Here is a 23,469-nt window from a genome sequence, read left to right on the forward strand (position 1 = left end):
TTTGGCGCGGATCAGGGGCCTGTTTTGGCTTACTGGGCCGTCTCTGGGCCGTCAGGCTCAGGAGGCGGCGGTAGGAACACCCGGTCGACGGCGTTGCGCGTGCGCTCCTGGCTCGACGGCATCAAGTGCGCGTACACGCGGAGCGTCAGCGCCGGGTCGGTGTGGCCGAGGTACTGGCTCACGGCCTTGATGCTCTCTCCGGCGTCGAGGAGGACGGACGCGTAGAAGTGCCTCAGGGCGTGCATGCCGTGCTCGCGAGCCGAGACGTACCTCCCGTCGGGTCCGGCGTCCGGGATGAGCCCAGCGAGCGCCAGAGCGGGCTTCCAGACATGGGCGTTGAAGTTGCTGCGCCACACGATCCCGTTCGCCTCGTTCGTGAACAGGAGACGAGCCGTGACCTTCGGGCCGTCCGGCTTCCGCCACGGCAGCGTGATCTCAACCGGCTTGAAGGCGTCCATGTGGAGCCGCAGCGCCTCAGCGACGTACGACGGCAGCGGGACGTCCCGCTCCTTGCCGCACTTGGGCGGGGCGAACACGGCCGTGCCCCGGATGAGCTTCACCTGGCGGACCACGTGCAGGATGCCGGCCTCGAAGTCGATCGCGTCCTCGGCGAGCCCCACGATCTCTCCCTGGCGGAGCCCACATCCGGCACCGGTGTCCACCATGGTCCGGTACCGGTGGGGGAGCGCCTCACGAACCGCCTGAACCTGTGTGGCCAGCCACGGGACAACGCGGCGGCGCTCGGCAGTCGGCGGGCGCACGGACTTCGCAGAGCACGGGTTCCGGGACAGGAGGCCGTCGTCCACGGCCGCGCTCAGGACGGCACGAACGTCGCCGTAGATGTTGCGGGCATAGGCACCGCTCACGGCTGGGTTGGCCTCCAGGGCGCTCGTGAGCTGGCGGATGTGCTCGGGGCGGAATGAGTCCAGCGGTCGTGTGCCGATGACCGGGAACGCGTGCAGGCGTAGGCGCTGCTCGGTGACGATCTGGCTGGACAGGTCCGAGGTGTGGGCCTTCAGCCACTTCTCGGCGTACTTCTTGAACGTGATCCGGGCGGCGCGAGGATCGATGTAGGAGCCGCGCGACATGTCCGACGCAATGTCGGTCAGCCACTGCTCCGCGAGCCGCTTCTGTCGGTCCGGGAAGCTCTTGGACTTCTCCGTGCCGTCCGGGCCGACGTAGCGGGCGCGGTACCGGAGGCCGAGGCCGTGGCGGTCGCTCTTGACCTTGACGGGCTTACCGTTCGGGCCGGGCTCGACCTTGAACCAGCGGTCCTGGATGTGTCCGGCCATCAGGCAGCCACCGCCATCTGAGACTCGACCCAGGCGCGTACGTCGGCGGGGTCGAAGCGGAGGTGCCGGCCGACGCGGAAGCCCTTCGGGCCGGTGCGCTTGCGGCGCCACTGGTAGACGGTCTCGACCGGGACGGCCAGGAGCTCGGCGACGTCGACCGGGGTCAGGTAGCGCTCGGGCAAGGCGTGCTGCATGGTCACCACTCCTTCTCGGCAGTCAGGTCGGCGAGGGCTTCGCGGGCTGTTTCGCGGTTGAGTTGGAGGCCGCGGGCGATGGTGGCGGCCAGGGCGGATTCGCCGGGGGTGTGGCCGTGACCTGCGTACTGCCAGTCGGCCAGGACGAGGACGGTGTCCGGTTCGAAGTCCGGGGTGCCGAGGGCTTCGCGTTCCTGGGCGGCGCGGAAGTCGGCGCGGGCCTGGCGGAGTTCGCCGAGGGTGGTCGAGTAGCGGCGGGACTTCGAGGAGAAGTGGCCTCGGAAGCCGAGCATGTGGGCCCAGGCCCAGAGGCGGCGGTCCGGGTAGAGCGGGTCGAGGTGCTTGCAGGCCTCGATGAGGCGGCGGGTGTGGTCGGGGACCTGGTGGCGGTCGAGTTCGGAGAGTTCGCCGATGCGGCGGTCCAGGGTGCCGGTGGTCTCGGCGGCCTTGGTGGCGTACTTGGCGACGTAGGCGGCCACGGCCTGTTCAGTGATGTCGGAGCCGTCGCCGAAGGCCTTGACCGGGCGTACGTCGAGTTGGGTGCCCCAGCGGAAGGTGCGGGCCGGTTCGTCCTCGGCGGCCGGGATCGACATCGACGTGTAGCTGTGGCTGGCGGCGGCGTGGATCGCGTCGGCGAGGAGCGTGACCGTGGCCCAGGACGGCGGCGGGGTCTCGGGTCCTTCCGGGCCGTCGATGCGGATCACGGCGTGGAAGTGCAGGGCTCCGCGCTTCTGGAACTCGGCGACCTTGCCGTACGAGAGGCGGGCCGACTCCTTGAGTTCGCGCTGGGTGACTCCGGCGCGGGCGGCGATCTCGCGGCGCAGGCGGGTCGTGAAGCGCATCCACAGGTCGCCCGCGTGGTTGTTGAAGAGGACGGCGGCGGCGTAGTCGTACGTCGTCGGGTCCAGGGCCGTGCCGAGGGCGGGGTCGTCGGCGGCGTGGCGGGTGCCGCAGCGGCAGGTGCCGGAGTCGGGGCGGTTGTGGACCGGGCCGAAGGACGGGGCGGTGAGCGTGGCGAAGACGCGGGGGTGGTCGCGGACCGTGGAGGGGATGTCGCGGCGGTCGTCTCCGGCCAGGCCCGCGCGGATGAGGTGGTAGGTGTCGCCCGCGTAGGTGAAGGCGCAGGACGGGCAGCGGGAGGCGCGGCGGTTGCCGCAGGCGAGGCGGAGTCGGCCGCCCGGTTCGGTCTCGGTGGAGTAGTGGTGCAGGGTCTCGCCGGTGGTCTTGTCCTTGGTGAGGGTCCAGCCGGTGAGGTGGATCGGGTCGGAGCAGCCGCCGGTGCGCTGGATCTGGTCCTGCCAGCGGTCGAAGTCGGCGGCCGAAGCCACCCTCAGCAGGTCGCCGAGGGTGGTCGGGTCGAGGAGCGTGTCAGACACGGGCGCCCTCCTGCGCGGTGCGGGTGCGGAGGACGACGAAGCCGGTGCCGTCACAGGACGGGCAGTCGGCGGTGATGGTGCGCAGGTGGCCGTGCCGGTCACGGCCGCCGAGGGTGATGGCGACGGAGGCGAAGCCGTCGCAGGCGGCGCAGATCCGGGACGGGCGGTGGGTTCGGTGCGTCATGCTGGGGGTTCCTTCCGGTGCTTGGATCGGTTGGGGACGGCTCCCGGGCGGTGGAGACTTGGCGGTTTCAGGCCGCCCGGGGGCCGGTCAGCGGCGCTTGTGCTCGGAGTTCATGAGCGAGCGGATGACGAGCGCGGTGATGGCGGTCGATCCGGCGGTGATGGCGACGGCCAGGAGCAGCGAGACCAGGACGGTGCCGAGGACCAGGACGACGCCCGTGCCGCCGACGACGAGGGTGATCAGGGCGCCGGGCGTGAGCTGGATCGTGGGGCGGGTCGAGGTCGGAGCCGGGGCGGCGGGCTGTGCGGGTGCTGCCGGGGTGGGGTGCGTGATCGCGGTCGGCTCGACGACGGCGGGCGGGGTGACCTGGCCGGTCGGCACGGGCATGGACGGGACCTTGGGACGCAGCATCGGGACGTACTCCCTTCCGTGGGCGGTTACTTGACGGCGGTGTCGATGACCGGGGCGAGGATGCTGTCGGCGAGGAGGTAGCCGCCCAGGAGCAGGAGGGCGACGAGCCACCAGGGCGGGCGCATGAGCTTGATGCCGACCAGGCCGACGCAGGCGACGAAGAACCAGAGCGGGACGTCCATGGCGGTCTCCTCAGCGGACGCGGCAGCGGTGGGTGCGGGCGGCGAGTTGGGCGGCGGACTGGCTGGAGTAGTCCGAGGACCAGCCGCAGCGGTCGGCGGTGCACACGGCGGCGTGCTTGGTGCGGCCGTGGCGGTCGCGGTGGGTTCCGACCTGGACGGGGCCGATCTGCATCACGGAGTGGAAGTGGTCGCGGGCGGGCATGTCGGTCAGTCCTCTCGGTGGGTGGGCTCGGGGTACTGGGCGCGGATGCTCTGGGCGACGGCCGGGTCGGCGGTCTGCTCGGCGGCGGTGTCGGCGAGCAGGTAAGCGAGGTACGGGCGGCCGGTGGCGGCCATTTCGCGGGCGGCGTCGAGGTAGTCGGCGGCGGTCAGGTCGGCGGGGTTGCTGGTCATGTCGACCTCCCTTGTGGATCAGGTGAGTTGGGCGGCGATGGCGTCGGCCAGCTGGGGCGGGACGCCGAGGCGGGAGCGCAGGGTGTCGGGGTCGATGGCGTTGCCGGTGCGGGCCTGGTGGGCGTCGGCGACCTTGCGGGCGTGGGCGACGAGGGCGGCCGGGACGGCGGGGGCCGGTTCGGCGGGTGCCGGGGGTGCGGGCTCGGTGGCGGTGGCCGGGAGCTCCGGGGTTTCCTCGGCGGCCGGAGGTTCTACGGGCTCCGGGGTCGGGGGCGTCGGCTGCTCGATTTCCGGCTCGGGTTCGGGTGCCGGCCGAACCGTCTCCCGCTCGACTTCAACGGGCGCGGCCGTGGCCGTATGGGCCAGGAGCGTGCCGCCGAGGAAGGCGATCGCGGGCCATCCGGCGACGCCGATCCGGAGCCAGGCGGGCGGGTGCTCGACGTCGAGGAGTCCGGCGGTGGCGACGTTGGCGCCGAGCGAGGCGAACAGCGCGACGGCGAACCAGGTCCAGGCGAGCCGGGAGCGCCGGTCGCTACGAAGCCGACGCCAGGCGGCGACCAGGAGCAGGTCGACGCTCACCGGGTAGGCCCAGGCCTTCCAGCCGTCTTGTCCGGCAGCGGCGGCCAGGTCGTGGAGGTGGGCGAAGGAGAGGGCTCCGGCGATGACGGCCTGGACGAGGACGGCGTCCGGGCGAAGCGCGGTGCGGGCCGTCACCGGTCAGCCCTCCGTGGCGTCGTCGCCGCCGTCGTACGGCATGGGCGGCAGGACCCCGATCGGCAGGGACAGGGCGAGCGCGGGGGCGATGACCTCGACGAACGCGGCGTCGGTCTCGTAGCGGCGCTCGTACAGGTCGAGTGCGCCGAGGAGGGCGGCGGTGCGGGCGAAGTCCTCGTTGGCGTCCATGGGTTGGCCTCCTGTTTTGGGCATGGGCGGGGTAGGGACGTGGCGCGGGGCGGTCGCGCCGACCGTGGAGCGAGGGGGAGTCAGGCCGTGACGGTGGCGGCCTTGGTGAGTGACACGGAGGACCGGGCGGGCGCGGGCACCGTGGGCCGGAAGGCGGCGAGCGCGGGCAGGTCCGGGGTCCGGTCGGCATGGGCGTTGCAGAGGTTCACGGCGGCGCGCAGCGAGGTGTGCGGGGCGCGGATGCGGGCCCAGCCGCCGGTCGAGTCACCGGCGACGGCGATGCCGGGGGTGTCGGGTGAGATCTGGATGGCGGCGAGTACGGCGTCCGGGGAGATGTCGCCGAAGGCCATGTTGGCGCTGGTCTCGTCGTTGACGCGGTGGGCGGTACGGCCGGTGAGCTGGGCGCGGAGCATCGTGATGCCCTTGCCGAGTTCGGAGCCGAAGCGCTGCCCGCAGATTCCAGGTAGATGCCGGCCGCGCGGCCGAGCTGGGCGAGGCGGACGAGGGCGGTGACGATGCGGTCGCGGCGCTTCTCCTCGTCCTTGGTGGCGTACAGGGCGAGTTCGGCGACCTCGTCGACCAGGACGACGACCGGGGTCGGGCGCAGGTCGGCGGGCAGGTCCCAGATGTCGGCGGCGATCTCCGCGTCCGGGACGCCGATGCTGATGCGCTGTTCGGCGCGGATGAGCTGGTAGACCTCCTGCATGTGGTCGACGAGCGCGTCGAGGAGTTCGAGCGCGGTGTCCGGGTCGTCGGCGAGCGCGGAGAACCGGCGGGCGAGCGGGAAGAGTTCGACGCCCTGCTTGCAGTCGATGCCGACCAGGGCGACGTCGAGCGGGGCCAGGCCGCACACGAGGTTGCGCTGGTAGACGGACTTGCCGGACTCGGTGGCGCCGAGGGTCAGACCGTGCGGAACGGCCCGGTAATCGCGGTAGTGGACCGAGCCGTCCTCGCGCAGCGCGACCGGGACACGTAGCGGCGACGAACCGGCGGCGGTGCTGGGCGCAGGCATTTGCACCCGCTTGAGCACGTCGTAGCCGGTCATGCGCAACTCGACAACACCGGCCCGAAGTTCACGGGAGGCGACGCCCTGCATCCCGAAGGAGTGGCGCAGCCGGTCGGTGGCGGCGGAGAAGTCGAAGGCGTCCTGGCCGGGGCGGAGCTTGAGCCGCAGGACGAGGCCGGTCCGGGTGGGCCGCAGCCGCAGGATGCGCGGCGAACGGGACTCGGGAAGCGGCCGGTTGGCCAGTCGGGCGAGTGCGAGGCGCCAGCGCGAGGGCGGGACCGTGAGCCCGCAGGCCTCCATCACGGAGGCGTAGCGGACCAGGAGCCGCAGCGACGCGAGCACGGCGCCGAAGCAGACCCAGTACCAGGCGGGGCGCCGCCACCGCAGAACACCTGCGGCGACGGCAACCACCACGAGCACGATGACGATGAACTCGCCCATGATCAGGCCGCCTTGGCCGTCGTCGTGTTGGCGGCGAGCGAGGTGACGGCGACGGCGCGGAAGGCGATGCCGTGCCGCTTCTGCCCGTTGAACTCGTTCTCCCACGGGCGGGCGATCAGGCCGGTGAGCGCGACGGGCGTACCCATCGTCAGCTCCTCGGAGACGCCGGTCTCGGGGACGGTGACGGACAGGATCTCCACCTGGTCGTTGGCCGCGAACATCACGTCCACGGTCATCAGCTTGCCGCCGGTCTCGACGTCCAGGGCGACCTCACCGGTCTTGCGGTCCTTGACCTTGACCTGCGGGGTCTTGGCGACCATCACGGTGGCGGCGGTGGTGTCGACGGGGATCTGACGCACAGAGATCACTCCTATGTAGGGGCTGGACTCCGTCACTCATGTACATGAGTGGCATGAAGAAGAGTGCAACACTCCTATACATGAGTCAACCCGCCGCGACGAGAAAGTCACGACGGGCCGCGATGAGTTGAGCGTGTGTCAGGGATGCTTGGTCAGAACCGGCGATCCGTAGGCCACTGAGAAGGGTGCTCGATCCCGGTCGTCATGGAGTTGAGACCGGCCGACGGTGGCGTCCGGGCGGACAGCGCTCGTCACAGGTCCACCACCTCCTCCAGGTCGGGGAACCAGGGGCGATCCGCCGCCCAGTGGGTGACCCAGCCCGCGAAGCCCGAAGGGCCGGGCATCTGGCCTCGCTCCCCTCCGAACGGTATGGCCGACTCGCCGTCGAGCATCCATACCGCGCCGCGATGCGTGCCGGAGACGATCAGGTGCCAATCCATGCCGCAGCCTTCGGTGCCCAGGTAAAGGGATCCGTCGAAGGTGATGTCGTCGAGGCGCTCCCAGTACAGCTCGTCGTCGGAGTCGACACCGTCGTCCCACTCGCCGAGCCATTCCTCGGTCAGAGGGAAGGGCCGGGCCAGGAGGCCTGGTTCCGTACGCTCGGACATGGCACCGAGGGAAAGCAGCCCCTCCTTGGGAGGGCCCAGGGGCGACCCGTCGGCGATCTCCGCGACGAAGGTGCGGTACGGCTCGGGCAAGAGGACGCCGTGCTCGGCCTCGAAGGCACGGACGGCATCCCAGCCCAGGGCGGATGCGCTGTTGGTGGCCGCGAAAGCGGCACGAAGGGCGGCCAGTTCGGCCGGGTCCGCGTGCTCCGTATTCATGCCCCAAGAAAAACACCCGCTCCGCCTCGTAGTGAACGAATCCGCTACTCGTCACAGATCGATACGTTCGCGGCTCCGGCACGACGCCTCAGTCGGCTGCCGGGATCCGGTACTCGAAAACGAACTGGTCAGCGGCCATGAGGGTGTCGCACACCTCGACCACGCGACCCTCGGTCGTACGCGCCTCAAGAATCAGATGGATCACCGGCGAGCCGGGGCTCAGCGCCAGTTCGGACGCCTCCGCCTTGGAGGCCGGACGCCCTTGCAGCGTCTCGACGAACTCCGCGAACTCGTGCCCGTGGTCTTCGAGCCGGGCGTAGATGCCGCCACCGCCGGGGTTCTCGGCGAACAGCTCGGGGATGTCCTTCACAACGTCCCACGGGAGGTACGAGGAAGCCGTCTCGACCGGGGTGCCATTGCGGAAGTAGAGCCGTCGGCGAGCGAGGACCTGGGTGCCGGCCGGAACGCCGAGACGTTCGGCAGCATCCTCCGGGGCCTCCATCGGACCGATGTAGAGCACGCTGACCTTCGCCGTGGCGCCGGACTGCGCGGACTCGGCGAGGTAGGCGGCCTTGCCGCCCTGGCGGTGCGAGCGCCGGAAGCGATCGGAGGAGCGCAGCCGTACCGGCGGCCGGTCCTTCACCATCGAGCCCTTGCCGTGCCGGGTCTCCACGAGCCCACTGGCCCGGACCTCGACCATCGCCTTACGGATCGTGCCGCCCGAAACGCCGTAGCGCTCGACCAGCTCCGACTCACTCGGCACCAGCTCACCCGGCTTGAGGACGCCAGCCCTGATCTGCTGAACCAGATCCTCAGCGATCCGCACGTACTGAGGGACGGACCTCCCCTCTCCCACTGCAGTTCCCATAGTCCTTTTCTTCCTCCTATGCTCCTGTACATAAGTAACAGCGCCAAGGAAGGCCAGTCAACGCCACTGCACTCCGTGTCCGTAGCCGGAGTGGTGATCCGCGACGACGGCCGACTCCTGGCCATCCGCCGAGCGGACAACGGAACGTGGGAGCTGCCCGGCGGCGTGCTCGAACTCGAAGAGACCCCGGAGGCGGGCGTACGCCGCGAGGTCTGGGAAGAGACCGGCATCCACGTCGAGGTGGACGAGCTGACCGGCGTCTACAAGAACACGACCCGAGGCATCGTGGCTCTGGTGTTCCGCTGCAAGCCCGCGGGCGGTGAGGAGCGCACGTCGGACGAGTCCACGGCCGTGGAGTGGCTGACGCCCGACGAGGTCAGCGAGTACATGTCCGAGGTCTACTCGATCCGGCTCCTGGATGCCCTGGACGGGGCAGGCCCGCATGTCCGAAGCCATGACGGCAAGCGACTGACGCCAGCGCGATAGAACTTTCCCTACTTCATCAAGACCGGCTGCGCTCCGCTCCGCCGGGCGCGCTTCCCGGCTCCGCTGCCCTTCGCGCTCATGCCTTCGGCCCGCGCTACGGGCGCTGCGCCGACGCGCGCCCACGTGGTTGATGCCGGGGTGATGAGGCGGGTATCCGCACGGCTCGCCTCACGATCAAAGACGGTGCCTCCGGCGGGGGATCGGCCGGCACCGGGAGCCGGGGGAAACGCTGCCGAGTGCGGGTCCGTGGGTGGTTGCGAGGGCTTCCATCCCGTCCACCGTCGACCCAGGCAAAGCCGAGCAGGCGTGGCCCCTGGTGTCCAGGTCGTTCGTACAGTGGCGCGCTCCACCTGGACACCAGGGGCCACGCCCGCTCCACTGCGTGTGGGTCGACGGCGGACGGGATGGGAGCCGGGTAGGAGGGCAGGCAGAACGGCTGTGCCTCGGCCATAGCGCAGGACAAATGGAGACACCCCTCGCTCGGTGGAGCCTGAGATGCTCGGATCGAATCAAGCTGGCCCTGTTGAAGAGCGACTCCATTCAGCAGATCCAGCAACCTGTTCTTCCACCGGCTGGTCCAGTTGTTGTTGCCGCCGCCGCTGTTCATTCCGAAACACTTCCACTCGCTCAACGAGGCGTGCGAGAGATTCCTGACGGTTCAGGCCCGAGTAATCTGCAATACCCAACGTCATCGCGTTGACCTCTTGTTCAATCAGGTCTGCGGTCTGCTGGAGATAGAAGCTGCGCTCACGAAATTTGAAGTATCCCATAAACCCTGCAGCAAGACCGACAGCAAGACTCAAACCAACCGTGAGCCATTGCTCAAGCGTCATCTCTCCTGACTGCAAGGCAGCCACAGTAGTTGTGCCAAGCGACCCGACAATGATCACGGACTGAAGCCTATTGTGTATCTTTCGGTACTTGTCGCTCTCTTCTTGGTACTGCGCAATATGTGCGGCTACATCTGCTCTGTAAAGGCTCTGGCTAACCTGACTCGAAACGCTATTGCTTGCCTCTGTCCAGCGCAGGTCATCTCTAATTCTCTCGAGTGTAGATTCTACCTCCTCAAGGGAGGGTAGGCCTCTCCGTCGAACCCACACCTTGATGAATATCGATATTCCACCAAAAGCTGCTACTAAGACGCTGCAAACAAGGATCAGCTTCTCAACGATTGGGTTGCCCCAGGCGGCCGCCGAAAGTAGCCCAGCGGAGAGGACAGCGGCCGCCACCACAGCCAGGCAAAATCGAAACCAACGGTTCGTTCGACGGCGCGCAAGCAGTTCCGCCTCCGCCTCTGCTACCTGCCGCTTGAGGGATCTAGCCAGGCGTCTGCTGGCACCACTCTCAGCACTGATCTCTTCCGCGGACATGCCCCTCCTTGCTCCGACCTGGCTAGCTCAGAGTGCCTTACCGCTCCGGAATATTGAATTCCACTTATGGGGTTCGAGCCGTCGGCGGGGCCAGTTTCAGGGTGACCGGTGCTACGTCCCTGGTCACAACTGCCGGCGCAATGTGGCGTTACCGACTCTCGGCGGAGCCGCAGCGCTCAGCCTTACTCCCTCGCCCCTGAGTTCAGCTCAACAGCCTGCCATACACCCGCTGTGGCACTAGGCTAGCAAGTCCTGACGGGGGGCCAGTCGGCACGGCGCAGCCTGGACTCAACCCGAATCGTAATGTCCAGGAGGCCGAGATGGCATACACCGCAGAAATTAGCCGTAGTAACCCTGCCTGCATCATTTTCCTAGTGGACCGTTCGGGGTCTATGGCGAGTGCGATTGGCGGCGATATCCCGCAGCCTAAGGCAGAGGTGGTCGCTGACGCAATTAATCGACTTCTTTATGAGCTGACCATCAAGTGTGCCAAGGAGTCAGGCGTCCGCGATTACTTCCAGGTTTCGGTCATTGGGTACGGTGAATCGGTAGGCCCCGCCTTCAGCGGCAAACTTGCCGAACGTGACCTCATCCCCCTGTCGCTTATTGCAGACAATCCGGCAAGAGTGGATCAGCGCATCAAGAAGGTTCCTGATGGAGCGGGTGGTCTCGTGGACACTACTGCAAGCTTTCCGGTGTGGATGGAGCCGGTTGCGCACGGAGGAACACCCATGAATCGCGCGTTGCGGTACGCTAATAATTTGGTAGCGACGTGGGTTGAAGAACACCCAGGGGGATTCCCTCCGATTGTTCTGAACCTCACAGATGGCCAGTCCACAGATGGCGACCCCGCTGAGGCAGGCAGCGGAATCTGCACCCACACTACTGCCGATGGCTCACCCCTCCTTTTCAACCTTCATGTGTCAGCTGCTGGCGGTCAGCCAGTAACGTTTCCACGATCTGACAAAGCGCTACCAAACTCGTACTCACGTCTTCTTTTTGGCATGTCGAGTCCGCTTCCAGGACATATGCGTTCTTACGCAGCATCTCTAGGACATCGAGTCAGCGATGAAACTCGCGGGTTTGTCTACAATGCAGACATTAGCGCCGTGGTTCAGTTTCTCGATATTGGTACGCGTGCAACGGATTTGCGATGAACTCTCTTCCCATTACGGTACAAGCTACGTTAGTTCCCAAGAAGGGGAGTAGTGAGGAAGAGTGCGAGGACTCTTTCCGCATAGACTATGCCACCTCTTTCGGAGGGCATCACCTCGGATCCGTTGCCGTAGCCATTTCCGACGGCGCAACTGAAAGTATGTTTGCGAAGAAATGGGCGAGAATGGTCAGCTGGCATGCTGTCGAAAATGCTCATTGCATTCCGGACGGCTTCGCGGGGCCAGGGGATAGTTTCCGCCATTTCATTGGGAGCGTTATGGGGCGCTGGGACAGCTGGGTTTCCAGCTACGTCAGGCAGCGTGTATCTGAGGGCCGCCCATTGCGTTGGTATGAAGAGGCAAAATTGGCGTCCGGGGCATTCGCTACGCTGCTAGCTGTGCATTTCGAAGAAGCTTCAGAAGGTTTTTGGCATGCGGCGGCTTTGGGTGATTCGTGCCTCTTCCACATTAGAAGCCAGAGTGTTATCGATAAATTTCCCGTCCAGTCCTCTGCAGATTTTGGGATCAGTCCCGAACTCTTGGGTAGTAAAGCCGATCTCGATCTCGTGTGTGAGCGCACCTATTTCGATCGAGGATCCTTCGTGCGTGGCGATGAGTTCTTTTTGATGACGGACTCTCTCGCAGCCTGGTTTGTGTCCGTCATTGAAAATGCGAATTCTGGCCAAATGGAAGAATCGCTAGAAAAGATGAGAATATTCAGCCATGCTAAAAACAGGCCGGCATTCGAGTCTTGGATATCCTCGATGATAGACAACGGCAGACTCCGGAACGACGATATTACCCTCATATGCATTCGCATTTCGGAGTGATCCGGTGACTGGCTCTCATTTCGATCCACCCAATGAGCGCGAAGCTCGAAAAATGCCTACCGGGGCTCAATACTCCACAGCTCTGCAAAATACTCGACTTTGCTTCGAGCGGGCCGATCTTAAGGATGCCAAGCCTGTACTAAATTCTATCGGCGTACCGAAGCCTATCTCTGGGAGCTCGGCAACCGTTTTCTCGCTTATCGGCGCTGACGGGCTGCAACGTACGGCGGTTAAGTGCTTCACCAGAGAGGTGAGGGGGCAGGAACGCAGGTATGAAAAGATCAGCGAGCACCTTGCGCGAGTTGACGGAAACTCCCTTTCGCAGCCCTGGAAAATTGACTTTGAGTATATCCCTGAGGGGATCCTCGTGGAAGGCTCTCGGTACCCCATCCTCAGGATGCGATGGGTAGATGGCATACAGCTTTCGCATTGGCTAGATGCTCACTACGAGGACCAGGAAGCCGTCGCCGAGGTGGCTCGCAACTTTGCCGAGATTGTAAAAGATCTGTATCGGAATAACATGGCCCACGGAGACCTTCAGCATGGAAATCTGTTGGTGGCTCCGGATCGCACCATGAGGTTGGTGGACTATGACGGCCTGTTCGTGCCATCGCTGGCGGGACAACGAGGCACCGAAATCGGACATCGGAATTATCAGTCCCCATGCCGGACCCTCGACGACTTCGGCCCCAATGTTGACAATTTCTCATCTTGGGTGATCTATACGGCGCTTTCCGCCGTGGCTGCGGACCCCGCGCTTTGGCCACAAATGCATGATCCAGATGGTGACTATTTGCTGCTTGCTGAGGATGACTTCTCGGATCCGACCGGGTCGGCACGTTTTCCAGGGCTGCTGCGTCATTCAAATCCAATCGTAAGAACTTTCATGGAGCGGCTCGCGTGCTTATGCGGGGAGCGGTTTGACGAAGTACCAAGACTTGACCTGAAATCTCTCCCTGTTGAAATGGCTCCGGGTCTTCACGGTCTCGTCGATTCTCCGTCAAACCCCGATGGCAACGTTCAGCCGGGTAGGCCTGCCTGGCTCGAAACACATCTTGCGCGTGATTCTGGACAGCAAGATTTCTTTGTAGAGGGGTTCCAGGCGTGGGGGCGTAAAGAGTTCTTCCTGTGCTTGCTTGGTGCCTTCACCATCATTACCCCTGTAGTAACGCGTGGGACTGGCTTTCTCGATCTGGGTGCTGTGATTCCTGGTATGGCGGTCCTTCTGTTGCTTTTTGCTGCCCTGTCGGTTTTGGTTCGCGCTAGGCGGCCTGAAGTAGAGGCGATTCGTAATAGTCAGAGGAGTTTGAATCAACTCATTTCTCTGGCGAAAGATGCATCGGCCGGTTATGTGCCGTTCCGCGAAGAGCTTGATCAGCTAGTCGACGAGAAGGAAACTAAGATAGAGGAGTATGCTGAAAAGAATCATGAGCTTACGGTTCAGCTGCATCGAGATTTCGCGCTCATAGAATCTGAGAGAAAACTATCGGTGTCGCAGGTAGACGAAAATCTGCGCATGGTGAGAGCCGAGAAGGAGGGCTCTGTTGCTGAGGTTCTGCGCCCCCTTCAGCAGCCCTGGGTGACGGAGAGGTTGCCGTCGTATCTGCTTAGAGAGGCTCGTATATCCGGAATCACGGCGAAGCACGTAGGTGCGCTCGCTCAACTGAACCTTCATTCGGCGGCAGACATCGTTGGAGTCCAGCGCGCTAAGAGTGGCGCGGGCGCGCTGCTCGTAACATCTGATGGGCGAACGGTAAAGGTTCGTGGGATCGGGCCGACGAAGGCAAATGCTCTGCATGCATGGCGTCAGCGATGTGAAGAAGAGGCGCGAACCTCGTGCCCTGTGGTGCTCTCCGTAGAGCAGAATGCACAGATCGAGCGCGTGTTCAAACAGAGACTTGACGATATTCAGGGCCAAAAGGATTCGGTCGAACAAGCGATGGAGCAGAAGCGAAACACGGCGAGGCGGGATCTCAGGGCTGCTCGTACCCGCCTCGCTGACCGTCATCAGGAAGAGCTGGATATCCTGCAGGCCCAGATCGCTAAGCTGAATCTACGACTTGCAGATATTCGAGTGAACGCAGCAGAGATGCACAGATTGAATGAGGCAAGCACTCGGCTTTTGGTAGACGCGCGAAAAGTCTCATACTTTAGTTATCTTCAATTCTTGTGTATTCGACGGTGAGTTGGCGATGAGGATACTCTTTTATCTCGGTGCCCTAAGACGGTTCTGGAAGGGACAGGCGGTTGCCGCGGCTTACCGATACTCGGAGCGTCGCGTGTAGGGCTCCGGCCAGGTCAGTTGCCAGGTGGCGTAGGTCGTCTGGGGCGACCTTCTTCTCTGCGAGTACATCCAGGGCGTGTTCCAACAAGTCGGTCGCCATGCCGAGCTGTACGGCCTCGGTGTTGTCGGCCAGGCGGGAGAGGTGGCTGTCTGCGTTGTCCGTGTCCAGGTAGCAGGGCTTGCCATCCGGGCTGGACCATGGGAGAAGGCGTAGTTCGTGGGGGGACGTCATCCTTCCCTCCTCTGTTTCTCGATCGTGGGGTGGGTGATGAAGTACGCGTCCGCCCGGTCGCCGGGCAGTGCCAGGAGGGCCGCCTCTACGACGTGGCCGGTGCTGTCGACTGCCAAGCGGCTAATGGCGAGGATCGACAGGGTTGGGCTGATGCGTAGCGTCACTGCTTCTTCTGGCGTTGGGAGCCGAGCAGTTACTCGCTCGCGGATCTCTGTCGAAGGCGGACGGTGGGCTGTCAGTCGGGCCTCGACCTCTGCGTAGGAGCACGGCGGGAAGTCGCAGGCAGTGAGCCGTGGTGCCGAGTCGCCAGGGATGTAGACGCGGGCCAGGCTGTGCGGTGACTTTCCCTCGTGGCGAATGCAGAGGAACTCGGTCAGGCGGGTGCCGGCCGGTACTTCCAGCAGGGCGAGGAGGTTTCCCTGTGCCTGGAGTTGGGTGGTGTGCACTGTGACGTGCAGTTGAGGCGTGGCTCCGGCGGTTTCGGCGCAGGTTCGGCCGCCACCGATGTACGTGATCCTGCGGAGTGGGTGGCGGACGAAGTTGCCCTTGCCGTGGATCTTCTCGATGAGGCCTTCGGCCTGGAGGAGGGCGAGAGCGCTCCGGAGCGTCGGCGTGCTGACTTGGTAGTGGGACGCCAGGCTCGTCTCGGAAGGGAGGCGGTCGCCTCCTTTGAGTCGGCCGGTCGTGATCTGGTTGTGCAGGTCGTCGGCGATGGTCTGGCGGCGGGAGAGCGCGGTCCCGGTCGCCATCTCGTTCACCGGGGCCTCTCCGACGTGCTCTCCCGGGTTGCCGTCGAGTGGCAGAGGCAGGTGCATGCCTCGTAGACCACGGGGACTCCGGGTGGAGGTGTAGCGGGGGCCGGGAGCGCGCATCCCCTGTGAGTGCCGATACGGCACGCGTTCGATCGGTAGGGAGTGGGCTCCCCCTGTGTGACACCGAGACGTCGGTGCGGTGGCATCAGGAGGCCTCCGCTGCGGTGCGGTGGTGGCTACGGTTGGACATGCCGATCAGCTCCTATCGCTGATGGTCAGACCCCCGGACGTCGCCCGTCGCGGGGGTTCCTTTGCGTACGGCGGCCCATAACGTGCGGCCGTTCAAGCTGTTGGCCAGGAGGCCGAACCGGTCGGCTTCCGCCACTGCTTCCAGGGACTCCTGCCATGCCTCGACAGGGAGCGAGTCCGGGACCTCCGCTTCGATCGACACGTGGCGGGCGTGCTGTTCCAGGCGCGGGCTCAGGCCGAGGGAGGTCAGGCGTGCAGCGATGGCTTCGGCGTTCGCATCCGAAGTCGCCACAGCTCAACCCCCGTCACCCATCAATCACTCTCCGTAAGGCTAGTTAACTAGGTTAGAGCTAGTGGACTAGGTTTTCCATATGTCTGAGCAACCGCCCTATCTCCGCATCGCTGACGTGCTGCGACGTCGAGTCGCGGAGCATGAGTGGACGCCGGGCGACCGGCTTCCCTCGCGAGCCCAGATCGCCCAGGAGTGCGGCGTCGGCGAGAACGTCGTGCGCCGCGCGCAGGAACTCCTGATCTCCCAGGGGGTGTTGGAGGGGCACGCCGGATCCGGGACGTATGTCGCCGAACCTCGCCAGCGCGTTCGCGTTGTGCGGTCATCGGCGCGCGAGCAGCCCGACGGGTCTCCGTTCCGAGCAGACATGCGGGCCGTCGGCAAGCAAGGCGACTGGGAGAGTCGGACCGAGGCCAAGGTGCCGGCGCCCGCCGAGATTGCCGGGCGGCTGGGCATCGCCGAGGGTGATCTGTGTGTTCGGACCGACTACGAGTTCCTTGCTGACGGCAGGCCCGTGCAGTTGTCGACGAGCTGGGAGCCGTACGACCTCACCAGTGGCACGCTCGTCGTCCTCCCGGAAGGTGGTCCGCACGCCGGGGCGGGCGTCGTGAACCGCATGGCCGCGATTGGCGTCGTCGTCAGTCATGCCGTCGAGCAGCCGGAGCCGCGACAGGCCACCGCCGACGAGGCGTCGCTGTTGGGAATCCAGAAGAGTGCGCTCGTCACGCACATCCGGCGCACGTACTACAGCGACCAGGGGCGGCCCGCGGAGACAGCCGACATCGTCGTGCCCGCCGCCCTCTGCGAGATCGTTTACGAGATTCCGGTCGACTCTCACTGAGGTGCGCATGGCGCAGGCGCGGCTGAGCGCGGCAAGGTTCGAGGCGGAACGCGGGGTGGATGCGTGCTCCCCAGGAAGAGACCGGGGCAGCGCGGTGGCAAGCGAGGAACGGGAGCGGTCTCCCGCCGTCGGTGTAGGGCCCTTGCGGTTCGGGACGACGGGGCAGAGGGGCCGCGGTGTCAGGCCCGGAGAAGGTCGAATCCGTCGGACAGGTCCAGATGGAACGGTGGGCCGGGGCGTATCGGATCCCAGCCCTGGGTGAGGGCCAATGTGATGGCGGCCCTCACGTCGCTGGGGAGGACGGCAGCACTCGGCGCTCCGAACCATTTGCTGGCGTGAGGCTGGTTCGTGGTGACGACGAGGGTCGTGCCGGGGGCGTCTGCGTGCTGCACTGCGTACGTGCACGGCCTGGCGCAGAGGGCCTGGTCGTACGTCGGCCGGCCTCGCAGGCGCCAGCGGTAAGTCGTGCCGTCGACGACGATGCGTCGCGAGCCCTTGCGGTTGAGTGCCACAGTGTCCCCCATGCCCTGTGCTGGCCGCGATGCTAGCTGGTCAGAGCACGGGGGAGCCCAGACTTTCGGGCCGTCCCTGGGCCGTCCGAGGACGCTCAACGGCGACCAACAGCGACCACCAGTGACAGGGGTCCCAGGCAACGGCGCCAGGTCACAGCCGTTCGTCTGCGACACTGGATGAGCTATGCCTAAGCCCGGAGAACTGACGTTCGTCGCCCCCCGCGGAGCCAAGAAGCCGCCGCGGCACCTTGCTGATCTTTCGCCTGCTGAGCGGAAGGAAGCTGTTGCTGCGATCGGTGAGAAGCCGTTTCGCGCCAAGCAGCTCTCGCAGCACTACTTCGCGCGGTACGCGCACGATCCCGCGGAGTGGACCGACATCCCCGCGGGGTCGCGCGAGAAGCTGCGGGAAGCGTTGCTGCCGGAGCTGATGACCGTCGTGCGGCATCTGTCGACCGACAACGAAACGACGCGCAAGACGTTGTGGAAGCTGTTCGACGGGACGCTCGTCGAGTCCGTGCTGATGCGGTATCCGGACCGGGTGACGATGTGCATCTCGTCGCAGGCCGGGTGCGGGATGAACTGCCCGTTCTGTGCCACCGGGCAGGCCGGCCTCGACCGGAATCTGTCGACCGGTGAGATCGTGCATCAGATTGTCGACGGGATGCGCGCGCTGCGGGACGGGGAGATTCCCGGCGGGCCCGCGCGGCTCAGCAACATCGTGTTCATGGGCATGGGCGAGCCGCTCGCCAACTACAAGCGGGTCATCCAGGCCATCCGCGCGCTCACCGACCCGGAGCCGGACGGCGTCGGGCTCAGCCAGCGCGGGATCACCGTGTCGACGGTCGGGCTGGTGCCCGCCATCAACCGGTTCACCGATGAGGGGCTGAAGTGCCGGCTCGCGATCTCGCTGCACGCTCCTGACGACGAGCTGCGCGACACCCTCGTACCCGTCAACACGCGGTGGAACGTGCGCGAGGTGCTCGACGCCGGGTTCGAGTACTCCGCGAAGTCCGGGCGCCGGCTGTCGATCGAGTACGCGCTCATCCGGGACATCAATGACCAGGCGTGGCGCGGTGACCGGCTCGGGCGGATGCTCAAGGGGAAGCCGGTGCATGTGAATCTGATTCCGCTGAATCCGACCCCGGGGTCGAAGTGGACCGCTTCGCGGCCCGAGGACGAGAAGGCCTTCGTCGACGCCATCGCCGCGCACGGCGTGCCGGTCACCATCCGGGACACCCGTGGCCAGGAGATCGACGGAGCCTGTGGACAGCTGGCGGCGACCGAGCGGTAGCCTGGCTGTCGTAAGCACGACAACTACATCTGCATTTCCGACAGGGGAGCGCCACAGCGCTGAGAGTGCGGCAACCGGCCGCAGACCCTCTGGACCTTGCCCGGGTCATTCCGGGTAGGAAGTTCGGACACCACTCAAGCTGTTGCGCCCTGCCCGGAGCCCTGGCCGTTGTTGCCAGAAGGCTCCGGGCAGGGCCGCGTCTTCTCCTGGTCACCTCCAGGAGGAATGAAGTAGTGAGTAAGAAGAAGTCGGCAACCAGCGCGTATGTCGCCGTGGTCGTGGGGCTCGGGCTCGTCGCGTTGTCCGCTTGCGGGGCGTCCGGCGGTGGCTCCGGTGCCGGCGGTGACTCCAGGACCGTGACCCTCGTGAGTCACGATTCGTGGGCCGTCTCGAAGGGCGTGCTGAAGGACTTCGAGAAGAGCTCCGGCTACAAGGTCAAGGTCCTCAAGGACGGGGACGCCGGCGAGGCCGTCAACAAGGCGATTCTGTCCAAGGACAATCCGCAGGGAGACGTCTTCTTCGGCGTCGACAACACTCTGCTCTCGCGGGCGCTCGACAATGGGATCTTCTCCTCGTACAAGGCCAAGGGGCTTGATGAGGTGGAGGGGCGGTATCGGCTCGACAAGGGGAAGGACCGGGTTACTCCTGTTGATACCGGGTCTCTCTGTGTCAATTACGACAAGGCTTATTTCGAGAAGCACGATCTCGCGCCGCCGTCGTCCTTCGCCGACCTCACCAAGCCGGCCTACAAGAACCTCCTGGTCACGGAGAACGCGTCCACGTCGTCGCCCGGTCTCGGCTTTCTGCTCGGGTCCGCCGCCAAGTACGGCGACGACGGCTGGCAGCCGTACTGGAAGAAGTTGAAGGCCAACGGGCTCAAGGTCGTCGACGGCTGGGATCAGGCCTACAACGAGGAGTTCAGCGGGAGCGCCGGCGGGAAGAAGGCCGGCGGTGACCGGCCGCTCGTCGTGTCGTACGCGTCCTCGCCGCCCGCCGAGGCCGTGTTCGCCGATCCGCAGCCGAAGACCTCCCCGGTCGGCGTCGCCAAGGGGACCTGCTTCCAGCAGGTGGAGTTCGCGGGGCTGCTGAACGGGGCGAAGAACGAGAAGGGCGGCAAGGCGCTGCTCGACTTCCTGGTCTCCAAGAAGTTCCAGGAGGACATGCCGCTCAACATGTTCGTCGACCCCGTGACGGGGAACGCCACCGCGCCCGCCGACTACACCAAGTACGCGGTGAAGATCGACGATCCCGAGACGATGAGCCCGCGCAAGATCGCGGACAATCGGGACGACTGGGTGAAGTCGTGGACGTCGCTCGTACTGAAGTAGTCGTCAAGGCACCCAAGGGGAACGCGGCGCGGCTTGGGCTCATGGTTCTGCCCGTCGTGTTCTTCGGGCTGTTCTTCGCCTATCCGGTCGTCGCGATCGTCGAGCGTGGGCTGCACGTCGACGGGGTCTGGCAGTTCGGGCGGATCCTGGATGTGCTCGGGCAGTCCGACATCCGGCACGTGCTGTGGTTCACGGTGTGGCAGGCGCTCGCGTCGACCGCGCTCACGCTGCTGATCGCGCTGCCGGGGGCGTATGTCTTCGCCCGGTTCGAGTTCCCCGGCAAACAGGTGCTGCGGGCCGTCGTCACCGTGCCGTTCGTGCTGCCGACCGTCGTTGTGGGCACCGCGTTTCTCGCGCTTGTCGGGAATGGCGGGCTGCTCGACGAGCTGTGGGGCGTCCGGCTCGATACGACGGTGTGGGCGATTCTGCTGGCGCATGTCTTCTTCAATTACGCCGTTGTCGTACGGACTGTTGGCGGGCTTTGGGCGCAGCTCGATCCTCGGCAGGAGGAGGCCGCGCGGATGCTCGGCGCCTCGCGGTTCGCGGCGTGGCGGAAGGTGACGCTGCCGGCGCTCGGGCCTGCTGTCGCCGCTGCCTCGTTGATGGTGTTTCTGTTTACGTTCACGTCTTTTGGTGTCGTGCAGATTCTGGGCGGACCCGGGTTCTCGACTCTTGAGGTCGAGATCTATCGGCAGACGGCGCAGATTTTCGATCTGTCGACCGCCGCTGTGCTGACCATCGTGCAGTTCCTGGCCGTCGGGCTGATTCTCGGTGTGCACGCGTGGACCGTGCGGCGGCGGGAGAGCGCGCTGCGGCTCGTGGACGCCGCGCATACGTCGCGCAGGCCGCGCGGGGCCGGGCAATGGGCGTTGCTGGGTGGCGTGTTGGTGTCCGTCGCGCTGCTGATCGTGCTGCCGCTCGGGGTGCTCGTCGAGCGCTCGCTCGACGCTCCGGGCGGGTACGGGTTCGGGTACTACCGGGCGCTCACCGACGCCGACGGCGGGACCTTCCTCGTACCGCCGATCGACGCGATCTGGAATTCGCTGGAGTACGCGCTCGCCGCGACTGCTATTGCCGTGGTGATCGGCGGGCTGGCGGCGGCTGCTCTGACCCGCCGTGCGGGGCGGCTCGTGCGCGGGTTCGACGCGTTGTTGATGCTGCCGCTGGGGGTGTCGGCGGTGACCGTCGGGTTCGGGTTCCTGATCACGCTCGACAAGCCGCCGCTCGACCTGCGGTCCACGTGGATCCTGGTGCCGCTCGCGCAGGCGCTGGTCGGGGTGCCGTTCGTGGTGCGGACGATGCTGCCGGTGCTGCGGGCCGTCGACGGGCGGCTCCGGGAGGCCGCCGCCGTGCTCGGGGCCTCGCCGCTGCGGGCCTGGCGGGAGGTCGATCTGCCGATGGTGCGGCGGGCGCTGCTGGTCGCGGCCGGGTTCGCGTTCGCCGTGTCGCTCGGTGAGTTCGGGGCGACCGTGTTCATCGCGCGGCCCGACAATCCGACGCTGCCGGTCGCCGTGGCCCGGCTGCTCGGGCGGGCCGGTGACCTCAACTACGGGCAGGCGATGGCCCTTTCGACGGTGCTGATGGTCGTGTGCGCGGCCTCGTTGCTCGTCCTTGAACGGATTCGGCCCGCGAAGGCCTCGACCGGGGAGTTCTGATGTCGCTGCTGGAGTTGGACGACGCGACCGTACGGTTCGGTGGGCGCGCCGTGCTCGACGACGTGGACCTGGAGGTCGCCGAGCACGAGATCGTGTGCGTGCTGGGGCCGAGCGGCAGTGGTAAGTCGACGCTGCTGCGGGCCGTCGCGGGGCTCCAACCCTTGGATGGCGGGCGGGTGTTGCTCGGCGGCGCCGACCAGGCGGGGGTGCCTGCGCACAAGCGGGGCGTCGGCCTGATGTTCCAGGACCACCAGCTGTTCCCGCAGCGTGACGTGGGGCGGAACGTCGCCTTCGGGCTTCGGATGCATGGGGCCGGCAAGGGTGAACAGGCGGAACGTGTACGGGAGTTGCTGGGGCTTGTCGGGCTGCCTGGCGCCGAGCGGCGGCCGGTCGGTGCGTTGTCCGGTGGGGAGCAGCAGCGGGTCGCTCTCGCGCGGGCGCTTGCGCCGCGGCCGCGGTTGCTGATGCTGGACGAGCCGCTCGGGCAGCTGGACCGTTCGTTGCGTGAGCGCCTTGTCGTTGAACTGCGGGAACTTTTCGGTGAGTTGGGGACGACCGTGCTCGCCGTCACGCACGACCAGGGTGAGGCCTTCGCGCTCGCCGACCGGGTCGTGGTGATGCGGGACGGGCGGATCGCCCAGACCGGTACGCCTCTTGAGGTGTGGCAGCAGCCGGCGGACGAGTTCGTGGCGCGGTTCCTCGGGTTCGACAACGTCGTGGAGGCGACGGTGACCGGGGCGGTGGCGGACACGCCCTGGGGCAAGGTTCCGGTGCCGGAGGGGGCGGAGCAGGGGGTCTGCCGGCTTCTCGTGCGGCCTGCGGGCGTACGGCTCGTCCCTGCCGCCGAAGCCCAGTTGACCTGCGCCGTCACCGGGCGCACCTTCCGCGGTACGCACGTTGCGCTGCACCTGCAGCCGGGGGATGCGCCTCGCCTGGAGGCGGCCTGCGCGCTTCGGGAGGCGCCGGAGCCGGGGGACGAGGTCGGGGTCGCGTTCGACGCGGCGGAGATTGTGGTGCTGGGGGGTTCCTGACGGGGCCGGGTGGTGGCGTGGTGCCGGGGTTTTGGGGCTGGGCCGGGGCTGGCGCCTGACGTTCTTGTTGCGCGGCACCGGGGACCGCCACCTAGTCGTGGCCGACGCCGTCCCCAGCGTTACGCGGCACCGGGGTTTCACCGTGCCGTGGTCGGCGCCTGTCGTTCTCGTTGCGCTGCACCGGGGTGCCGCCTTGCCCACCCTGCCGGCCAAGGCGGCAGATTGCCCAAGGCGGTGGCGGCTGACCGCAGTGGGTGGGGAGCCGTGCTGACGGCGGATTGCCCAAGGCGGGGTGGCGTCGACCGCCAAGGGTGGGGAGCCGTGCTTGCGGCGGATCGCCCAAAGGTGCGTGCGGTCGACTGCAGCGGGTGGGGAGCCGTGGTGGGCGTTACCCAAGGCGGTTGGCGTCGACCGCCAAGGGTGGGGAGCCGTGGCTGGGGGAGGTCGCCCAAGGCGGGGGTGGCGTCGACCGGTCGGGGTGGGGAGCCGTGGTTGGCGGCGGATTGTGCGAGGCGGGGGCGGTTGGCCGCAGCGGGTGGGGCACCCCGCCCGGGCCGAAGCCCCCGGAGGGGGCGGGTGGGTGGGAGATGAGCGGGGAAACGGCCCGACGGCGTGCCGAGGAGGGGTGTCCGGCACACCGGGCCACTTCGCCGTCCGCACACCCGGTCACTTCGCCGTCGACGTAGCCCACCCGTATGCCACCGCCGAGCGCGAAGGTGGGCGTCGTCTACG

The 23,469-nt window shown here is 66.4% G+C and carries 25 protein-coding genes and 1 pseudogene; 9 read left to right on the forward strand and 17 right to left on the reverse strand.

The features are described 5' to 3' along the window. Positions 1–29: 29 nt before the first annotated feature. The 14 genes and pseudogenes from OG746_RS13030 to OG746_RS13095 all read right to left on the reverse strand — a co-directional run bounded on the left by OG746_RS13030 (position 30) and on the right by OG746_RS13095 (position 8,433). Positions 30–1,292, reverse strand: a complete 1,263-nt coding sequence (locus OG746_RS13030; RefSeq protein WP_266714658.1) for a tyrosine-type recombinase/integrase — start codon at positions 1,290–1,292, stop codon at positions 30–32. Next, the gene (locus tag OG746_RS13035; protein WP_266714660.1) at positions 1,292–1,486 is read right to left on the reverse strand and encodes a helix-turn-helix transcriptional regulator; all 195 of its coding nucleotides are present in this window, start codon (positions 1,484–1,486) and stop codon (positions 1,292–1,294) included. The genes OG746_RS13030 and OG746_RS13035 overlap by 1 nt, the downstream gene beginning before the upstream one ends. 2 nt (positions 1,487–1,488) lie before the next feature. Continuing rightward, positions 1,489–2,862, reverse strand: coding sequence for a replication initiator protein RepSA (gene repSA / locus OG746_RS13040; RefSeq protein WP_266714662.1), 1,374 nt, complete (start codon positions 2,860–2,862; stop codon positions 1,489–1,491). Beyond that, positions 2,855–3,046, reverse strand: a complete 192-nt coding sequence (locus OG746_RS13045) for a hypothetical protein (RefSeq protein ID WP_266714664.1) — start codon at positions 3,044–3,046, stop codon at positions 2,855–2,857. The genes repSA and OG746_RS13045 overlap by 8 nt, the downstream gene beginning before the upstream one ends. A gap of 87 nt (positions 3,047–3,133) precedes the next feature. Further along, positions 3,134–3,457, reverse strand: coding sequence for a SpdD-like protein (locus OG746_RS13050; protein ID WP_266714665.1), 324 nt, complete (start codon positions 3,455–3,457; stop codon positions 3,134–3,136). A gap of 26 nt (positions 3,458–3,483) precedes the next feature. Further along, positions 3,484–3,639, reverse strand: coding sequence for a hypothetical protein (locus OG746_RS13055; RefSeq protein ID WP_266714667.1), 156 nt, complete (start codon positions 3,637–3,639; stop codon positions 3,484–3,486). A gap of 10 nt (positions 3,640–3,649) precedes the next feature. Continuing rightward, a complete protein-coding gene (locus OG746_RS13060; RefSeq protein ID WP_266714668.1) occupies positions 3,650–3,841 on the reverse strand; it encodes a mobile element transfer protein in 192 nt (63 codons plus the stop codon). Positions 3,842–3,846: 5 nt separating this feature from the next. Beyond that, complete coding sequence (locus OG746_RS13065; protein WP_266714670.1) at positions 3,847–4,032, reverse strand: hypothetical protein; 186 nt, start codon at positions 4,030–4,032, stop codon at positions 3,847–3,849. A gap of 18 nt (positions 4,033–4,050) precedes the next feature. Further along, entirely contained in the window at positions 4,051–4,746 is a 696-nt protein-coding gene (locus OG746_RS13070) for a DUF2637 domain-containing protein (RefSeq protein ID WP_266714672.1), read from the reverse strand. Positions 4,747–4,749: 3 nt separating this feature from the next. Beyond that, complete coding sequence (locus OG746_RS13075; protein WP_266714674.1) at positions 4,750–4,935, reverse strand: hypothetical protein; 186 nt, start codon at positions 4,933–4,935, stop codon at positions 4,750–4,752. A gap of 80 nt (positions 4,936–5,015) precedes the next feature. Beyond that, positions 5,016–6,382 (reverse strand): annotated as a pseudogene (locus OG746_RS13080) (FtsK/SpoIIIE domain-containing protein). A 2-nt stretch (positions 6,383–6,384) separates the two neighbouring features. Further along, positions 6,385–6,741 carry an SCO3933 family regulatory protein gene (locus OG746_RS13085; protein ID WP_266714676.1) on the reverse strand — a complete coding sequence of 119 codons (357 nt, stop codon included), beginning with the start codon at positions 6,739–6,741 and terminating at the stop codon, positions 6,385–6,387. 251 nt (positions 6,742–6,992) lie between these two features. Continuing rightward, positions 6,993–7,565, reverse strand: coding sequence for an SMI1/KNR4 family protein (locus OG746_RS13090; RefSeq protein WP_266714678.1), 573 nt, complete (start codon positions 7,563–7,565; stop codon positions 6,993–6,995). 88 nt (positions 7,566–7,653) lie between these two features. Further along, positions 7,654–8,433: a GntR family transcriptional regulator gene (locus OG746_RS13095; protein WP_266714680.1), complete on the reverse strand. Its 780-nt coding sequence runs from the start codon at positions 8,431–8,433 to the stop codon at positions 7,654–7,656. Positions 8,434–8,451: 18 nt separating this feature from the next. On the opposite strand from OG746_RS13095, the gene OG746_RS13100 reads away from it, so the two are divergent. Beyond that, on the forward strand, positions 8,452–8,919 hold the full coding sequence (locus tag OG746_RS13100) for an NUDIX hydrolase (protein WP_266714682.1): 468 nt from the start codon (positions 8,452–8,454) through the stop codon (positions 8,917–8,919). A 509-nt stretch (positions 8,920–9,428) separates the two neighbouring features. Here OG746_RS13100 and OG746_RS13105 read toward each other — a convergent pair. Continuing rightward, positions 9,429–10,289: a DUF4231 domain-containing protein gene (locus tag OG746_RS13105; RefSeq protein ID WP_266714684.1), complete on the reverse strand. Its 861-nt coding sequence runs from the start codon at positions 10,287–10,289 to the stop codon at positions 9,429–9,431. A gap of 320 nt (positions 10,290–10,609) precedes the next feature. Between OG746_RS13105 and OG746_RS13110 the strand changes: the two genes are divergently transcribed. From OG746_RS13110 to OG746_RS13120, 3 genes are read left to right on the forward strand one after another with little or no spacing between them, the layout of a single operon-like run. Then, positions 10,610–11,446: a vWA domain-containing protein gene (locus tag OG746_RS13110; protein WP_266714686.1), complete on the forward strand. Its 837-nt coding sequence runs from the start codon at positions 10,610–10,612 to the stop codon at positions 11,444–11,446. Next, positions 11,443–12,273, forward strand: coding sequence for a hypothetical protein (locus OG746_RS13115; protein WP_266714688.1), 831 nt, complete (start codon positions 11,443–11,445; stop codon positions 12,271–12,273). The genes OG746_RS13110 and OG746_RS13115 overlap by 4 nt, the downstream gene beginning before the upstream one ends. 4 nt (positions 12,274–12,277) lie before the next feature. After that, positions 12,278–14,458, forward strand: coding sequence for an AarF/UbiB family protein (locus tag OG746_RS13120; RefSeq protein ID WP_266714690.1), 2,181 nt, complete (start codon positions 12,278–12,280; stop codon positions 14,456–14,458). A gap of 327 nt (positions 14,459–14,785) precedes the next feature. Here OG746_RS13120 and OG746_RS13130 read toward each other — a convergent pair whose 3' ends face one another. Both OG746_RS13130 and OG746_RS13135 read right to left on the reverse strand, forming a co-directional pair. Then, the gene (locus OG746_RS13130; protein WP_266714694.1) at positions 14,786–15,538 is read right to left on the reverse strand and encodes a GntR family transcriptional regulator; all 753 of its coding nucleotides are present in this window, start codon (positions 15,536–15,538) and stop codon (positions 14,786–14,788) included. A 265-nt stretch (positions 15,539–15,803) separates the two neighbouring features. After that, positions 15,804–16,082 carry a hypothetical protein gene (locus OG746_RS13135; protein ID WP_266714696.1) on the reverse strand — a complete coding sequence of 93 codons (279 nt, stop codon included), beginning with the start codon at positions 16,080–16,082 and terminating at the stop codon, positions 15,804–15,806. A 79-nt stretch (positions 16,083–16,161) separates the two neighbouring features. Between OG746_RS13135 and OG746_RS13140 the strand changes: the two genes are divergently transcribed. From OG746_RS13140 to OG746_RS13165, 5 genes are all read left to right on the forward strand, one after another. Continuing rightward, positions 16,162–16,920 carry a GntR family transcriptional regulator gene (locus OG746_RS13140; RefSeq protein ID WP_266714698.1) on the forward strand — a complete coding sequence of 253 codons (759 nt, stop codon included), beginning with the start codon at positions 16,162–16,164 and terminating at the stop codon, positions 16,918–16,920. 696 nt (positions 16,921–17,616) lie between these two features. Continuing rightward, the gene (gene rlmN, locus OG746_RS13150) at positions 17,617–18,723 is read left to right on the forward strand and encodes a dual-specificity RNA methyltransferase RlmN (RefSeq protein WP_266714702.1); all 1,107 of its coding nucleotides are present in this window, start codon (positions 17,617–17,619) and stop codon (positions 18,721–18,723) included. A 233-nt stretch (positions 18,724–18,956) separates the two neighbouring features. Beyond that, the gene (locus tag OG746_RS13155; RefSeq protein ID WP_266714704.1) at positions 18,957–20,051 is read left to right on the forward strand and encodes a thiamine ABC transporter substrate-binding protein; all 1,095 of its coding nucleotides are present in this window, start codon (positions 18,957–18,959) and stop codon (positions 20,049–20,051) included. Beyond that, the gene (locus tag OG746_RS13160; protein WP_524540405.1) at positions 20,027–21,706 is read left to right on the forward strand and encodes an ABC transporter permease; all 1,680 of its coding nucleotides are present in this window, start codon (positions 20,027–20,029) and stop codon (positions 21,704–21,706) included. Before OG746_RS13155 ends, OG746_RS13160 begins: the two co-directional genes overlap by 25 nt. Next, entirely contained in the window at positions 21,706–22,737 is a 1,032-nt protein-coding gene (locus tag OG746_RS13165) for an ABC transporter ATP-binding protein (protein ID WP_266714708.1), read from the forward strand. The genes OG746_RS13160 and OG746_RS13165 overlap by 1 nt, the downstream gene beginning before the upstream one ends. Positions 22,738–23,469: the final 732 nt, after the last annotated feature.

The organism is Streptomyces sp. NBC_01016, assembly GCF_026341035.1.
Lineage (GTDB): Bacteria > Actinomycetota > Actinomycetes > Streptomycetales > Streptomycetaceae > Streptomyces.

Excerpts from the sequence above, each read along its gene's own strand:
- OG746_RS13030 (WP_266714658.1), bottom strand. The coding sequence starts at position 1,292 with ATGGCCGGACACATCCAGGACCGCTGGTTCAAGGTCGAGCCCGGCCCG.
- OG746_RS13035 (WP_266714660.1), bottom strand. The coding sequence starts at position 1,486 with ATGCAGCACGCCTTGCCCGAGCGCTACCTGACCCCGGTCGACGTCGCC.
- OG746_RS13045 (WP_266714664.1), bottom strand. The coding sequence starts at position 3,046 with ATGACGCACCGAACCCACCGCCCGTCCCGGATCTGCGCCGCCTGCGAC.
- OG746_RS13050 (WP_266714665.1), bottom strand. The coding sequence starts at position 3,457 with ATGCTGCGTCCCAAGGTCCCGTCCATGCCCGTGCCGACCGGCCAGGTC.
- OG746_RS13055 (WP_266714667.1), bottom strand. The coding sequence starts at position 3,639 with ATGGACGTCCCGCTCTGGTTCTTCGTCGCCTGCGTCGGCCTGGTCGGC.
- OG746_RS13060 (WP_266714668.1), bottom strand. The coding sequence starts at position 3,841 with ATGCCCGCCCGCGACCACTTCCACTCCGTGATGCAGATCGGCCCCGTC.
- OG746_RS13065 (WP_266714670.1), bottom strand. The coding sequence starts at position 4,032 with ATGACCAGCAACCCCGCCGACCTGACCGCCGCCGACTACCTCGACGCC.
- OG746_RS13075 (WP_266714674.1), bottom strand. The coding sequence starts at position 4,935 with ATGGACGCCAACGAGGACTTCGCCCGCACCGCCGCCCTCCTCGGCGCA.
- OG746_RS13090 (WP_266714678.1), bottom strand. The coding sequence starts at position 7,565 with ATGAATACGGAGCACGCGGACCCGGCCGAACTGGCCGCCCTTCGTGCC.
- OG746_RS13095 (WP_266714680.1), bottom strand. The coding sequence starts at position 8,433 with ATGGGAACTGCAGTGGGAGAGGGGAGGTCCGTCCCTCAGTACGTGCGG.
- OG746_RS13100 (WP_266714682.1), top strand. The coding sequence starts at position 8,452 with ATGCTCCTGTACATAAGTAACAGCGCCAAGGAAGGCCAGTCAACGCCA.
- OG746_RS13105 (WP_266714684.1), bottom strand. The coding sequence starts at position 10,289 with ATGTCCGCGGAAGAGATCAGTGCTGAGAGTGGTGCCAGCAGACGCCTG.
- OG746_RS13110 (WP_266714686.1), top strand. The coding sequence starts at position 10,610 with ATGGCATACACCGCAGAAATTAGCCGTAGTAACCCTGCCTGCATCATT.
- OG746_RS13115 (WP_266714688.1), top strand. The coding sequence starts at position 11,443 with ATGAACTCTCTTCCCATTACGGTACAAGCTACGTTAGTTCCCAAGAAG.
- OG746_RS13130 (WP_266714694.1), bottom strand. The coding sequence starts at position 15,538 with ATGGCGACCGGGACCGCGCTCTCCCGCCGCCAGACCATCGCCGACGAC.
- OG746_RS13140 (WP_266714698.1), top strand. The coding sequence starts at position 16,162 with ATGTCTGAGCAACCGCCCTATCTCCGCATCGCTGACGTGCTGCGACGT.
- rlmN (WP_266714702.1), top strand. The coding sequence starts at position 17,617 with ATGCCTAAGCCCGGAGAACTGACGTTCGTCGCCCCCCGCGGAGCCAAG.
- OG746_RS13165 (WP_266714708.1), top strand. The coding sequence starts at position 21,706 with ATGTCGCTGCTGGAGTTGGACGACGCGACCGTACGGTTCGGTGGGCGC.